We start from the raw sequence: 13,232 nt of genomic DNA, 5'->3' as shown, positions 1-13,232 counted from the left end.
CGCCGCCGCCTCGGCCGTGCGCCGTTCCCGTTCCTGTTCCGCGCCGCCGCCTCGGCCGTGCGCCGTTCCCGTTCCTGTTCCGCGCCGCCGCCCCGGCCGTGCGCCGTTCCCGTTCCTGTTCCGCGCCGCCGCCCCGGCCGTGCGCCGTTCCCGCGTTCCCGCGTGTTCCGATTTCCGGCGCCTTCCTGTTTCCGGCCCCATCACCTCCACCGACGCTTGGAGAGCGCTCTCCACCGCCTCGCGCGGTGTCCGGGTCTCCGTAGTGGGTCGGTCCGGCGCGCTGACGCTGGATGCCTTGTGCCTGAACGACATCCGGCTTCGGTGGGGCGGGATCAGATTTCCCGATCTCACGGTCGGCGGACTGTTGACACCCCTTTCGCCAGGCGGGAGACTCTGGTTGCGGAGAGCGCTCTCCAATGGGTCGGGTGCCGGCGGAAAGCGCGATCCGTGGCGGCCGGCCAGGCGAAGCAGTGGGATCGACGGGGGCGGGCCGGGCCGCCTGACCGGGTACAACGGGGAAACGGTCGCTCGGGTTGGTCATCCAGGCGGGGGCTGCCCGAGCCGGTCGTCACGGCGGTCGTTGTCACGATCCGCCGCGGCCCGGTCAGGAGCGACATCCGGACTGAGGAACGGGTGTTCCGCCAGTGCAGTGGCAAGGCGGTGACCGGGTTGGGGTTCCCGCCACCGGGAGCGTCGTCTCCCGGGCGCCGATCCTGCGGTTGCGGGTACGACCTGGCTCTGGGCGCCTGCGTCCCGCAACCGCCGGACCGGCCCGCCGGAAACAGGAAACCTGCGAAGCCCGGATACCTGGTCTCCCGATGCCTGGTCTCCCAGACGCCTGGAGGCCCGGCTGCTCGAAAGGGCGCTGCTCAAACCCCAATGATCAAAAGTCCACTGCTTAAGGCCCACCGTGCTAAAGCTCAGTGCTCCAAGGCCCGCTGTTCCAAAGCCGCTGCTCGAAAGCCCGATGTTCGAAAGCCGATGCTCGAAGCACCGCTGCTTGGAAGTCGGAAGGAGCCCCCTCCGTGCCCAGTCGCCCGCCAACGACCCGGCGCCCGAAGCTCCCGTCGTCGTCGCTGCCGTCGTCATCGCCGCTGGCCGATCACCGGACGAACGCACCGGCACGCACCCGCCGGCCGCACCTGGTCCTCGCCCTGCGCACCCGGCGGCCCCGCCTGGTCGTCGCTCTTCTCCTCGGAGCGCTCATCACCGGTACAACCGCCTGCGCCGCCGACGCTCCCCCCGAACCGAAGTCCGCCGCGCCGGCGTCAGCAGTCGCAGTCTCGGAGTTCGGCGGCACCGACCTCGCCTGGATCGAGCTCATGATCCCGATGGACGAGCAGCTGATCCCGGTCCTCGACCTTCTCGCCCAGCGGGCCGCCGATCCCGCCCTGGCCAGGACGGCGCAGGAGCTGCGGGCCGTGTACGACGCCGAGCTCCCCAGGCTGCGCACCCTCGGCCAGCAGGCCGGCATCCCCGCCGAGAACCCCCACAAAGGCCACAAGATGCCCGGGCTCGTCGATGCCGACCGGCTCGCCGTGATCAGCGCCGCGCAGGGTGCCGAGTTCGACCGGCAGGCCGCCGAGTGTCTGCGTGAGCATCTCGCTCAGCTGGTCAGCCTCGCCAAGTCGGAGATCCAGAACGGGAACAGCCCGACGGTGAAGGCAATCGCCCGGTCGGTGGTCGACACCCGCACGCAGGTCACCGTCTGACGAAGAGCAGCATGCGGGCCGTACCCGCGATGACCAGGATCACCGCGGTCGCGAAGCCCAGCAGGGCCACCCGCGCGCTCACGAGCTGCGTCGCGAAGCCGAGGCCGAGCACCGGGACGGCCAGGCCGAGGTACCCGCCCAGGAACAGCCCGGCCAGCGCCTCGCCGCGGACCGCGGGCGGCGCGAGATCGACCACCGTCGAGATCGCGCCCTTCAGCAGCGCGCCGGCGCCGCCGCCCGCCATGATGCCGCCCGCCAGGAACACCGCCAGGCTGGTGCCCCACACGCCCGCGGTCACCGTCACCAGGCCCAGCACCATCAGCGACAGCCCGGTCATGAGCTGCACGCGGATCGGGTGCCGCCGCAGCAGTACCTGGGCCGCGGCGCCGCTCGCGAACACCAGCGACGCCACCAGGCCGGCCAGGGCGCGCGACGGGTGGTGCAGCGTGCCCGCGACGAACGACGGCGCCAGAGAAGTGAACAGGCCGAGCACCGACAGCGACGCGAACGCGCCGGCGGCGGCCGCGAAGTAGCGCGGGCGGGCCGCGGCGGGCACGTTGACGCGCTGCGGGCGGTACCGGCGCGGGAGAGCGCTCACTGTCTCCGGCACGAGGGCGACGGCCAGCGCCGCCAGGAGCAACAGCGCGAGGAAGACCAGGTACGGCGTGCGCAGCGGCGCGTCCACGTACTGCGCGAGCAGGCCGGCGACGATCGGACCGAACGCGAAACCGCCCAGGTTGGCGACCGTGGACACCAGGTCGGCGCGGGCCCGGCCGGCCGCCGGGCGGGCGGCGGCGTGCAGCTCGGACAGGTGCGCGGTCGCCGTCGCGGTGATCATGCCGATGCCCAGGCCGGACAGCACGCGGGCGACGATGACGACGCCGAGCGACGTCGACGTGAGGAACAGCGTCGCCGCGATCGCCTCCAGCAGTACCGCCGGGAGCAGCACTCGACGCCGTCCCAGCCAGTCGGAAACGTGTCCCGCCAGGAACAGGCTGGTCACGACGCCGACCGCGTACGCGGCGAACGCGATCGTCACCGCGATCGTGGAGTACCCGTCGTGCCGCTGGTAGATGGCCCAGAGCGGGGTCGGCACCACGGTGAACGCGAGCGACACCGCGAACGCGAGCGCGATCGCCCAGAACCCCTGCTCGTGGCTGAGGCCCCGGCGCGCGGGAACGGCCCGGTGCCGGGTTGACCGGCCGACGGACGACAGTACCGAAGTCATGCCTGCAATGTCCCTCGCGGGAACCAGCACCAACCACGAATCTTCGTGCTGGTTTCCAGCACGATCTGCGATAGTTCCCTCGTGGAGTTGAGGCATCTCGTGTACTTCGTGAGCGTCGCCGAGGAGCGAAGCTTCACGCGCGCGGCCGAGCGGCTCCGTGTCGTGCAGTCCGGCGTCTCCGCCGCGGTGCGCGGCCTGGAACGCGAGCTCGGCGTCCAGCTGTTCGAGCGCACCTCGCAGCGGGTCGTGCTCACCGACGCCGGAACGGCGCTCCTGCCCGCGGCCCGGGCGACGATCGACGCCGCGCAGGCCGCCCGCGACGCCGTCGACGAGGTGCGCGGCGGGCTGCGCGGCACGCTGCGGATCGGCACGCTGACCTCGGTCGGGTTCGTCGACCTGCCCGGCCTGCTGGGGCAGTTCCACGCCGAGCACCCGCACGTCGACCTGCGGCTGCGCACCGCGACCAGCGGCTCGGCCGGCCTGGCCGACGCGCTGCTCGACGGCGAGCTCGACGTGGCCTTCCTCTCCCTGTCGGGTCACCCGCCGGCCGGGCTGTCGACACGCACGCTCGTCGCCGAGCCGATCGTGGCGGTACTGCCGGCGTCACATCCGCTCACCGAGCGCGAGTCGGTGTCGCTCGCGGACCTCGCCGACGAGCCGTTCGTGGACTCGCCGCTCGGGTACGGCAACCGCACCGAGGTCGACCGCGGTTTCGCCGCCGCCGGCCTGCAGCGGCGCGTGGCGCTGGAGGTCGCCGACATCGCGACCGTTCCGCAGTACGTCGGAAACGGTCTCGGCGTCGCGCTGATCCCGAGGTTCGCGGTGCGGCCCGGGCCGGAGCTCGCGCTGCGGCCCGTGCTCGGAACGCGGCTCAGCTGGACGTTCGACGTCGCCACCGCGGCCGCGCGCCGCCCGAGCGCCGCGGTGCGCGCCCTGCTGCGACTCGTGGACGCGCACCGCCGCTCGTGAGGGTCAGCGGCGGCCGCGGAACGTGCGGCGCAGGTCCTCCACCCACGCGTCCGGGAGCTCCCACGGGATGAAATGGCCGCCACGGTCGTGCACGGTGAGGTTCACATGGTTGTACCACTGCGCGCGGTCGCTCTCCAGGAAGTGCCGCACCCGCTGGTCGGTCGTGACGCCGGGCGGGTTCTCGTAGCCGACGAACGTGATCCCGGTCGGCGCCTCGACCACCGGCGTACGGTCGTGTGAGGGCGTCCACGGATAGCGGTTGTTGTTCGCGTACGTGCGGATCGAGGTGCCGATCGAGTTGTTGACCCAGAAGAGCATCGCGTGGGTCAGCAGGTCGTCCTTCGTGAACACCGACTCGACGTCGCCGCCGTTGTCGCTCCACGCCACCCACCGCTGCAGGATCCACGCGAGCATCCCGGCGGGGGAGTCCGACAACCCGTACGAGAGCGTGCTGGAGTCGAGCACGTGCGCCGCGAGATGCACCGCGAACCGCTTGTCCAGCGCCAGAATTCTCCCGTGTACCTCCACCGGCAGGCCGTCGGGAATCGGCCGCCCGCCGCCGAAGTCCCAGGCGCGGTCCCCGTTGAACATCGTGAGCTTCTGGCCGGAGCCGATGTGGATCCCGTACAACCGGTCCGCGTACTTGTGGCCGAGCTGCCCGGTCACCAGTGCACCGACGTCGCAACCGGCCGCCGCGTACCGTTCGTTTCCGAGCGTTTCCGTCATCAGGGTGTTCCAGAGGTCGGCGACCTTCCAGAAGTTCATGTCCGGGTGGTCGGGCAACGGCGTCGACAGCCCGAACCCGGGGAACGACGGGACGATGACGTCGAACGCCTCGGCCGGGTCCTCGCCGAACGCGGCCGGGTCGGCGAGCCGGTCGACGACCTTCGACCAGTGCCAGAACGTCCACGGCCAGCCGTGCGTGAGAATCAGGGGCGTCGGGTCCGGGCCGGCGCCGGGCCGCCGCATGAAGTGGACGGACACGCCGTCGACGCGGACGTGGTAGTGCTCGTAGGCGTTGATCGCCGCCTCGGCCTTGCGCCAGTCGTACTCGGTGCGCCAGTATCGCACGAGCTCCCGCAGGTAGGTGCCGTTGACGCCGTAGTACCAGTCGTCGTTCCCGGCGTCGTCCGGGAAGCGGGTCAGCTCCAGCCGCAGCCGGAGGTCGGCCAGGACCTCGTCGGAAACGTGGATCGGCGTGGGAACGAGCGGGAACGCGCCGTGGCTCACGGTTTCGGCTCCTTACGTGGCATCGGTCGTGGGCTGGCTGGGCTCGACGCGCCTGCGGCGAGCGGCGGCGGGCCGACCGGCCTCGGCAGGGTTGCGGCGTGGGGTCGCGGGTTCGCTGGCCTCGGCAGGGTCGCGGCGTGGGGTCGCGGGTTGGCCGGCCTCGGCAGGGTCGCGGCGTGGGGTCGCGGGCCGGCTGGCCTCGGCATGGTCGCGGCGTAGCGTCGCGGGTTCGCTGAGCTCGACCAGGTGGGCCAGGGCCGGCAGGGCCGCCGCGATGGCCGCCTGCTCGTCCGGGTCGAGCTGGCCGGCGAGCTCGGTGAGGCGGTGGATGCGCTCGTCGCGGCGGCCGTCGATGACCGCGGTGCCGGCCGGGGTCGCGTGCACCAGGACGGCGCGGCCGTCGGTGGGGTCGGGTTCGCGGCGGACCAGGCCCTCGCGCTCCAGCTTGGTGACGATCTGGGTGATCGCCGACTGGGTGACCTGCTCGGTGGCGGTCAGCTCGGTCAGCCGCTTCGGGCCACGGGTCGACAGGGTGTGCAGCACCGACAGGGTGGTGAAGCTCAGCCGCTGGGCGGCCGGGAGCCGGATCGACATCCGGGTGAACGCTTCGAGGACGCGCGTCAGCTCGGCGATACGGAGCACCGTCACGCCGAAAAAGTATGACAGAAACTTAAGTAAGTTTCTCAAGTAATTTTGGGTGGACGGTCGCCGGGGCACACCGAGGCCAACAGGGGAGCGGCAGGAGAGCGGCGGGCCTCGGAGGGGTCCGCAGGTGGCGTTCGGTGGGAAACGGCGGGAGTGGGCCAGGCAGCGGCAGGTGGCAGCCGGGCGGCGGTCGGGCCCGCGGGCGGCGCTCGGTGGGAAACGGCAGGGAGCGGGGCAAGGCGGCGGTGGCAGCCGGGCAGCGGCCGGCGGCCCGCGGGCGGCGCTCGGTGGGAAACGGCGGGCAGCGGCTAGACGCGGAAGCGGGCCACCAGGTCGTCCATCACCTTGTCGAGGCGCTCGTCGGTGACCTGGCGCGCGGGATCCTCGTCGTGCCATGCCACGATCTCCCGCGCCCCCTGGTGGAACGGGATGGTGGCGGCGAAGTCCGGGACCAGAAGGCGGACCTTCGAGTTGTCGAAGACCATCGAGTGGGCCTTGTCGCCGAGCAGGCCGGCGCCCCACTCCGGGTCGGCGGCGGCGATCGCGTCGGACGGGACGTGGACGAGCTTCGCGGTCACGCCCAGGGCGGCGGCCAGGTGCTCGGCGATCTGGTTCCAGGTGAGCACGTCGTCGCCGGTGATGTGGAAGACGTCGCCGATCGCGCGTGGGTGGCCCAGCAGCGGGACGAACGCCTTCGCGAAGTCCTCGTGGTGGGTGAGCGTCCACAGCGACGTGCCGTCGCCGTGCACCACGACCTCCTTGCCCTGCCGCATCCGGCCGAGCACCGTCCAGCCGCCGTCGAAGGGCACGAGGGTGCGGTCATACGTGTGTGACGGGCGCACGATGGTCGCCGGGAAGCCCTTGTCGCGGTACACCTGCACCAGGAGGTCCTCGCAGGCGATCTTGTCCCGGCTGTACTGCCAGAACGGGTTGCGCAGCGGGGACGACTCGACCACGGGCAGGCGGGCCGGCGGCGTCTGGTAGGCCGAGGCCGAGCTGATGAAGACATACTGCCCGGTGCGCCCGCGGAACAGCTCGATGTCCGTGTGCACGTGCTCGGGGGTGAACGCGACCCAGTCAACGACCGCGTCGAACGTCTGGCCGGCCAGGGCGTCGCGCACCGACTGCGGATCCCGGATGTCGGCCTGCACGAGCCGCGCCCCCTCGGGGAGCGGGCGGTCGCGGCTCACACCGCGGTTGAGGACGTGGAGCTCGATGCCGCGCGCCACGGCCAGCCGGGCGCAGGCCGAGCTGATGATGCCGCTGCCGCCGATGAAGAGGACCCGCACGCGCCTAGCTTTCCACCCACCCGTGGCTGCGCGCAAAGGCGACCAGGTGCTGGCGCGCCTGGGCGATCTGGCTGCCGGTCAGCGACGGCACGTGCTGGATGAGCAGCTCCGTCACCTCCTGCGAGAACTCCCGGCTGGATAGCACGTCGCAGAGCCCGTCGTCCTCGGCCGTCGACGCGGCGGCCCGGGCGTGGTCGCGCCGCGGCACCGGCGTGTCGAGGATGCGGACGGTGGCCACCTTGAGGCCGCGCTCGCCCTCCTCCACCTCGTACTCCACCCGCATGCCGGGGTGCACGAGGTGCCGCTGGTCGCCGAAATCGTTGGCATGCACGAAGACGTCCTCCCCGCCCGCATTGGGGGCGATGAAGCCGTAGCCGCGCACCTCGTCGAACCGCAGGATCCTGCCCGTCTCCACCACGCACCACCCACCCGACGCAAACCGACTGCTTTACAGCATAAGCCGGGTCTTCTGTACCTTGCCCATGGCATTGCGCGGCAGCTCGGCCACGAAGCGCACCGAGCGCGGGCGCTTGTGCACGGACAGGTGACCGGCGACGAAGTCGATGAGGTCGCGCTCGCCGACCCCGTCCGCGACGACCCACGCCGTGACCGCCTGGCCCAGGTCGTCGTCGGGCGTGCCGACGACCGCCGCCTCCCGCACCGCCGGGTGCGCGAGGAGCGCGTCCTCGACCTCGCCGGCGCCGATGCGGTAGCCGCCGCTCTTGATGAGGTCGGTCGAGGCGCGCCCGACGATGCGGTGCCATCCGTCGGGGGCGATCGTCGCCAGGTCCCCGGTGCGGAACCACTCGCCGGTGCGGTCGGGCTGCCCGTGGTACCGCTGGAGCAGCATCGGGCCCCGGACCCACAGCTCGCCGATCGTCTCGCCGTCGCGCTCGGACTCGGTGCCGTCGTCGCGGACGAGGCGGGTCTCGACGCCGCGCAGCGGCAGGCCGACCTGGCCCGGGCGCCGCTCGCCGGCGGCGCGGGTGCTCACGGTGATCAGGGTTTCGGTCATCCCGTACCGCTCGACGGGCCGATGCCCGCTCAGCGCCGCCAGCCGGTCGAAGACCGGGACGGGTAACGGCGCGCTGCCGGACACGAGCAGGCGCGCGGGGCGCAGCGCCCGGGCGGCGGCCGGCTCGGCGCACACGCGCGACCAGACGGTGGGGACGCCGAAATACAGCGTGCCCCCGGCGGCGGCGTACCGCGCCGGGTGCGGCCGGCCGGTGTGCACGAGCGGCGACCCGCGCCGCAGCGCGCCGAGGACGCCCAGGATCAGCCCGTGCACGTGGAACAGCGGCAGCCCGTGCACGAGGGTGTCGCCGGCGGTCCAGTCCCAGGCCTCGGCCACGGCGTCGACCCCGGCCTCGACCGCGGCGTGGGTGAGCACGACGCCTTTGGGGGCACCGGTGGTGCCGCTCGTGTACATGATCAGCGCGGCCTGGTCGGGCGCGGGTGCGGGGAGGCTCGCGCCGGACCGCCGCGCGACATCGACGGGGATGAAGTCGGGTCCGCCGGTGACGGCCTCGGCGGCGGAGTCGCGCGAAGCGGCGGCAGCGGGGTTGCGGGGGAGGCCGGTGGCGCCCTCGGCGCCGGACCCGCGTGCGGCCGTCGCGGAGCCGGGTGCGGCGGCGGCGCCCAGCAGGACGGCGGCGCCCGAGTCGCGCAGGATGTGGTCGCGCTCCGCCGGCCCCGCGTCGGGCGGCACGGGCACCACCGCGCAGCCGGCCAGCAGGCCGCCCACGACGGCGACGACCGTCTCCAGCGAGGCCGTCGCGTCCACGGCCACCACCCCGGCGCCCCCCACGTCGGCGGCGACGGCGGCGGCCGCGCCGAGCAGCGACTCGGCGGGCAGGGCCCGCCCGGCGACGGTCACGACGGCGGGCTGGTCGGCGGCGGCCCCGAGGCCGGTGAGCAGGCGCATGGGCACATCGTCGCACCCCGCCGGTGTCACACGGGTGTCACAACGCGGCTGCATCACGATCGCTGGTCACCGCTTGACGGGCGTGTGTGTGAGCGTTAACACTGTGGCGGCAACCCGCCCGCAACGCACAAGCAACAGCAAACACCCCCACAGTCAAACATCCTCGGCCGCGTCGATGACTCGCTCACATGCGCCCGTCATCGGTCGCTGCACGCTGCCCTGAGGGAGACAGCACCATGAAGCTCACACGGATCGCCGCCGCGGCGGCCGGCCTGGTCCTGGCGCTGAGCGCCACCGCCTGCGGCTCGAGCGAGAAGACCGCCGACAAGGAGGCGGGCACCGCCGGCGAGGGCAGCCTCATCGGCGTCACCATGCCGACGAAGTCCTCCGAGCGGTGGATCGCCGACGGCAACAACGTCAAGGCCGCGCTGGAGAAGCTTGGCTACAAGGTCGACCTGCAGTACGCGGAGAACGACATCCCGACCCAGGTCAACCAGATCGAGAACCAGATCACCAAGGGCGCCAAGCTGCTCATCATCGCGTCGATCGACGGCACCGCGATCACCACGCAGCTGCAGGAGGCCGCCGACAAGAAGATCCCGGTCATCGCCTACGACCGGCTGATCCGCAAGTCGCCGAACGTCGACTACTACGCCACGTTCGACAACTACAAGGTGGGCGTGCAGCAGGCGACGTCGCTGCTGGTCGGCCTGGGCCTGAAGAAGGAGGACGGCTCCGACGGCACCGCCACCGGGCCGTTCAACGTCGAACTGTTCGCCGGCTCGCCGGACGACAACAACGCCACGTTCTTCTTCAACGGCGCGATGGACACCCTCAAGCCGTACATCGACAAGGGCACGCTCGTGGTGAAGAGCGGCCAGACCGACTTCAAGACGGTCGCGATCCTGCGCTGGGACCCGGCGACGGCCCAGAAGCGCATGGAGGACATCATCACCAAGACGTACACGGGCGGGACCAAGGTCCAGGGCGTGCTGTCCCCCTACGACGGCCTGTCGATCGGCATCCTGTCCGCGCTGAAGAGCAGCGGCTACGGTACCGCCGGGCAGCCCTACCCGATCGTGACCGGCCAGGACGCCGAGGTCGCCTCGGTGAAGTCGATCATCGCCGGTGAGCAGTACGCGACCATCTACAAGGACACCCGTAAGCTCGCCGACGTGACGGTGAAGATGGCCGATGCGGTGCTCAAGGGCGGCAAGCCCGAGACCAACAACACCAAGGACTACGACAACGGCGTGAAGGTCGTCCCGTCGTACCTCCTGGAGCCGGTCGTCGTCTACAAGTCCAACTACAAGTCGGTGCTCGTCGACTCCGGCTACTACACCGAGGACCAGCTCAAGTAGCGGCGCGGGAAACGGGGGTCCGGTCGTTTCCGGGCCCCCGTTTCCGGAGGAGAACACATGACCGACGCGATTCTGCAGATGCGCGGGATCACCAAGACGTTCCCGGGCGTCACCGCGCTCTCCGACGTCACCCTCACCGTGCGCCGTGGCGAGATCCACGCCATCTGCGGCGAGAACGGCGCCGGGAAGTCGACCCTGATGAAGGTCCTTTCCGGCGTGTACCCCCACGGGACGTACGACGGGGACATCCTCTTCGACGGCGAACCCTGCGTCTTCCACGGGATCCGCGACTCGGAACGGCGCGGGATCGTCATCATCCACCAGGAGCTGGCGCTCATCCCGTACCTGTCGATCGCGGAGAACATCTTCCTCGGCAACGAGCGGGTCCACCGCGGGCTCATCGACTGGAACCGCACGAACGCCGACGCCGGCGCCCTGCTGACCCGGGTCGGGCTGCACGAGAACCCGGTCACGCCGGCGATGGACATCGGCGTCGGCAAACAGCAGCTCGTCGAGATCGCCAAGGCCCTGTCGAAGGAGGTGCGGCTGCTCATCCTCGACGAGCCGACCGCCGCGCTCAACGACGAGGACTCCGCCCACCTGCTCGACCTGCTGCGCGGCCTGCGCGACCAGGGCATCACCTGCGTGATCATCTCGCACAAGCTCAACGAGATCGAGGCGATCGCCGACTCGACCACGATCCTGCGCGACGGGCGCACCATCGAGACGCTCGACATGCGCTCGGGAACCGTTTCCGAGGACCGCATCATCTCCGGGATGGTCGGCCGGGACCTGGAGCACCGGTTCCCGCCGCACACGCCGGACATCGGCGAGGAGGTGCTGCGGATCGAGGACTGGACCGTGCACTCGCCGACCCAGCACGGGCGGCGGGTCGTCGACGGCGCCGGCCTCACGCTGCGGGCCGGCGAGATCGTCGGCCTGGCCGGGCTCATGGGGGCCGGGCGCACCGAGCTCGCGATGAGCGTGTTCGGCCGCAGCTACGGCGTCGACATCAGCGGCCGCGTCTACAAGCGCGGCAAGCCGGTCGAGCTGCGCTCCGTCGGTGAGGCCATCGCGCACGGGATCGCCTACGCGACCGAGGATCGCAAGCGGTACGGGCTGAACCTCATCGAGGACATCCAGCGCAACGTGTCGGGGGCGGCGCTGGACAAGCTGTCGCGGCGGGGCTGGGTCGACGACAACCGCGAGTTCCAGGTGGCGGAGAACTACCGCGGCAGCCTGAACATCAAGGCACCCGGCGTCGGCGCCGTCACCGGAACGCTCTCCGGCGGCAACCAGCAGAAGGTCGTCCTCGCGAAATGGATCTTCACCGATCCCGACGTGCTCATCCTCGACGAGCCGACGCGGGGCATCGACATCGGCGCCAAGTACGAGATCTACACGATCATCAACCAGCTCGCCGACCAGGGCAAGGCGATCCTCGTCATCTCCTCGGAGCTGCCCGAGCTGCTCGGCATCTGCGACCGCATCTACGCGCTGTCGGCCGGCCGGATCACGGGGTCCGTCGATCGATCCGAGTTCTCTCCCGAGCGCCTGATGCACCTCATGACCCGGATCAAGGAGTAACCTGCCCCATGACCACTGTGGTCGAACCCGCGGTCGAGCCGGCCGTCACGCCACCGACCCGGTTCTCCGTGAACCTGCGCCAGAGCGGCATCTACATCGCCTTCGCCGCGATCGTCGTGCTGTTCGAGATCCTGACCGAGGGCTCGCTGCTGGAGCCGCAGAACATCTCGAACATCGTCGTGCAGAACTCGTACATCCTGATCCTCGCCATCGGCATGATCCTGATCATCATCGCCGGGCACATCGACCTGTCCGCCGGCTCGGTGGTCGCCGTCACGGGCGCCTTCGCGGCCGTGCTCATGGTGAACCTCGACGTGCCGTGGCCCCTCGCCATCCTGGCCACGCTGGTCGTCGGCGGCCTGATCGGCGCCTGGCAGGGCTTCTGGATCGCGTACTTCGGGATCCCCGCCTTCATCGTGACGCTCGCCGGCATGCTGGTGTTCCGCGCGCTGACCATGACGGTGCTGGGCAACCAGGGCATCGGCCCCTTCCCGGACGACGTGCGCACCCTCGCCAACGGGTTCACGCCCGGCTTCCTCAACAACGTCGGCCTCGGCGTGCTCGGCGGCGCCGACCTGTTCACGCTGCTCGTCGGCCTGGCGGCCGTCGCCGGCATCGTGGTGGTGCAGTGGCGGGCCCGCAGCGGCCGCATCGGCTACGGCCAGCAGGTCGACTCGATGCCCGTCTTCGTCGCGAAGCTCACCGGCGCGTCGCTCGTGCTCATGTTCATCGTCGTGCAGCTGGCCCGGTTCAAGAACCTGCCCTGGGTGCTGGTGCTGCTCGCGGCGCTCGTGCTGCTGTACACCCTGCTCTCCCAGCGCACCGTGTTCGGCCGGCACATCTACGCGGTCGGCGGCAACCTGCAGGCGGCAAGCCTGTCCGGCGTGAAGGTCAAGTCGGTGACCTTCTGGATCTTCGTGAACATGGGCCTGCTGGCCTCGATCGCGGGCATCATCTTCGCCGGCCGGCTGAACCAGGCCGGCCCGACGGCGGGCAACGCGTTCGAGCTCGACGCGATCGCGGCCGCGTTCATCGGCGGCGCCGCGGTCCAGGGCGGCGTGGGCAAGGTGGTCGGCGCCATCACCGGCGGCCTCATCATGGCGGTGATCAACAACGGCATGTCCCTGGTCGGCTCCCCGTCGGAGCGGGTCATGCTGGTCAAGGGCCTGGTCCTGCTGGCAGCGGTGGCGTTCGACGTGTGGGCCAAGCGGAGGGCCGGCCGTTCTCGCTGACGCCGCTGCCGGCGTTCCCGGGGGCGGGCCACGGCACGGCGTGGCCCGCCCCGAC

The 13,232-nt window shown here is 71.2% G+C and carries 11 protein-coding genes; 5 read left to right on the top strand and 6 right to left on the bottom strand.

Annotation, left to right across the window (positions count from 1 at the left end; genetic code table 11):
* The first annotated feature begins 1,025 nt into the window (after nucleotides 1–1,025).
* Complete coding sequence (locus IEZ31_RS47785) at nucleotides 1,026–1,712, top strand: DUF305 domain-containing protein (protein ID WP_190256775.1); 687 nt, start codon at nucleotides 1,026–1,028, stop codon at nucleotides 1,710–1,712.
* On the opposite strand, the gene IEZ31_RS47780 is transcribed toward IEZ31_RS47785, so the two are convergent.
* Entirely contained in the window at nucleotides 1,702–2,940 is a 1,239-nt protein-coding gene (locus tag IEZ31_RS47780; RefSeq protein ID WP_190256774.1) for an MFS transporter, read from the bottom strand. The genes IEZ31_RS47785 and IEZ31_RS47780 overlap by 11 nt on opposite strands.
* An 81-nt stretch (nucleotides 2,941–3,021) precedes the next feature.
* On the opposite strand from IEZ31_RS47780, the gene IEZ31_RS47775 reads away from it, so the two are divergent.
* Nucleotides 3,022–3,909 (top strand): LysR family transcriptional regulator, encoded by an 888-nt coding sequence (locus IEZ31_RS47775; RefSeq protein ID WP_190256773.1) that lies wholly within the window; start codon nucleotides 3,022–3,024, stop codon nucleotides 3,907–3,909.
* A 3-nt stretch (nucleotides 3,910–3,912) separates the two neighbouring features.
* Here IEZ31_RS47775 and IEZ31_RS47770 read toward each other — a convergent pair whose 3' ends face one another.
* From IEZ31_RS47770 to IEZ31_RS47750, 5 genes are all read right to left on the bottom strand, one after another.
* Nucleotides 3,913–5,139: an epoxide hydrolase family protein gene (locus IEZ31_RS47770; RefSeq protein WP_190256772.1), complete on the bottom strand. Its 1,227-nt coding sequence runs from the start codon at nucleotides 5,137–5,139 to the stop codon at nucleotides 3,913–3,915.
* Between the two features lie 12 nt (nucleotides 5,140–5,151).
* Nucleotides 5,152–5,787, bottom strand: coding sequence for a MarR family winged helix-turn-helix transcriptional regulator (locus tag IEZ31_RS47765; RefSeq protein ID WP_229836981.1), 636 nt, complete (start codon nucleotides 5,785–5,787; stop codon nucleotides 5,152–5,154).
* 305 nt (nucleotides 5,788–6,092) lie between these two features.
* Nucleotides 6,093–7,073: an SDR family oxidoreductase gene (locus IEZ31_RS47760; protein ID WP_190256771.1), complete on the bottom strand. Its 981-nt coding sequence runs from the start codon at nucleotides 7,071–7,073 to the stop codon at nucleotides 6,093–6,095.
* Nucleotides 7,074–7,077: 4 nt separating this feature from the next.
* Entirely contained in the window at nucleotides 7,078–7,491 is a 414-nt protein-coding gene (locus IEZ31_RS47755; RefSeq protein WP_190256770.1) for a cold shock domain-containing protein, read from the bottom strand.
* A gap of 30 nt (nucleotides 7,492–7,521) precedes the next feature.
* Nucleotides 7,522–8,997, bottom strand: coding sequence for an AMP-binding protein (locus IEZ31_RS47750; RefSeq protein WP_190256769.1), 1,476 nt, complete (start codon nucleotides 8,995–8,997; stop codon nucleotides 7,522–7,524).
* Nucleotides 8,998–9,233: 236 nt separating this feature from the next.
* On the opposite strand from IEZ31_RS47750, the gene chvE reads away from it, so the two are divergent.
* Genes chvE through mmsB form a run of 3 tightly spaced genes read left to right on the top strand, consistent with a single transcriptional unit; the run spans nucleotide 9,234 to nucleotide 13,177 of the window.
* Nucleotides 9,234–10,358 (top strand): multiple monosaccharide ABC transporter substrate-binding protein, encoded by a 1,125-nt coding sequence (chvE, locus tag IEZ31_RS47745; protein ID WP_190256768.1) that lies wholly within the window; start codon nucleotides 9,234–9,236, stop codon nucleotides 10,356–10,358.
* A 57-nt stretch (nucleotides 10,359–10,415) separates the two neighbouring features.
* Nucleotides 10,416–11,945 carry a multiple monosaccharide ABC transporter ATP-binding protein gene (gene mmsA, locus IEZ31_RS47740; RefSeq protein WP_190256767.1) on the top strand — a complete coding sequence of 510 codons (1,530 nt, stop codon included), beginning with the start codon at nucleotides 10,416–10,418 and terminating at the stop codon, nucleotides 11,943–11,945.
* Between the two features lie 8 nt (nucleotides 11,946–11,953).
* The gene (gene mmsB / locus IEZ31_RS47735; RefSeq protein WP_190256766.1) at nucleotides 11,954–13,177 is read left to right on the top strand and encodes a multiple monosaccharide ABC transporter permease; all 1,224 of its coding nucleotides are present in this window, start codon (nucleotides 11,954–11,956) and stop codon (nucleotides 13,175–13,177) included.
* Nucleotides 13,178–13,232: the final 55 nt, after the last annotated feature.

Source organism: Dactylosporangium sucinum, from assembly GCF_014647515.1.
GTDB lineage: Bacteria > Actinomycetota > Actinomycetes > Mycobacteriales > Micromonosporaceae > Dactylosporangium > Dactylosporangium sucinum.
Note: the sequence above shows the minus strand (reverse complement) of the source record. Positions and strands in the feature narration are given on the sequence as shown.

Bases quoted from the DNA above. Each gene is read 5' to 3' on its own strand.
- IEZ31_RS47780 (WP_190256774.1), bottom strand. From the start codon at position 2,940: ATGACTTCGGTACTGTCGTCCGTCGGCCGGTCAACCCGGCACCGGGCC.
- IEZ31_RS47750 (WP_190256769.1), bottom strand. From the start codon at position 8,997: ATGCGCCTGCTCACCGGCCTCGGGGCCGCCGCCGACCAGCCCGCCGTC.
- chvE (WP_190256768.1), top strand. From the start codon at position 9,234: ATGAAGCTCACACGGATCGCCGCCGCGGCGGCCGGCCTGGTCCTGGCG.
- mmsA (WP_190256767.1), top strand. From the start codon at position 10,416: ATGACCGACGCGATTCTGCAGATGCGCGGGATCACCAAGACGTTCCCG.
- mmsB (WP_190256766.1), top strand. From the start codon at position 11,954: ATGACCACTGTGGTCGAACCCGCGGTCGAGCCGGCCGTCACGCCACCG.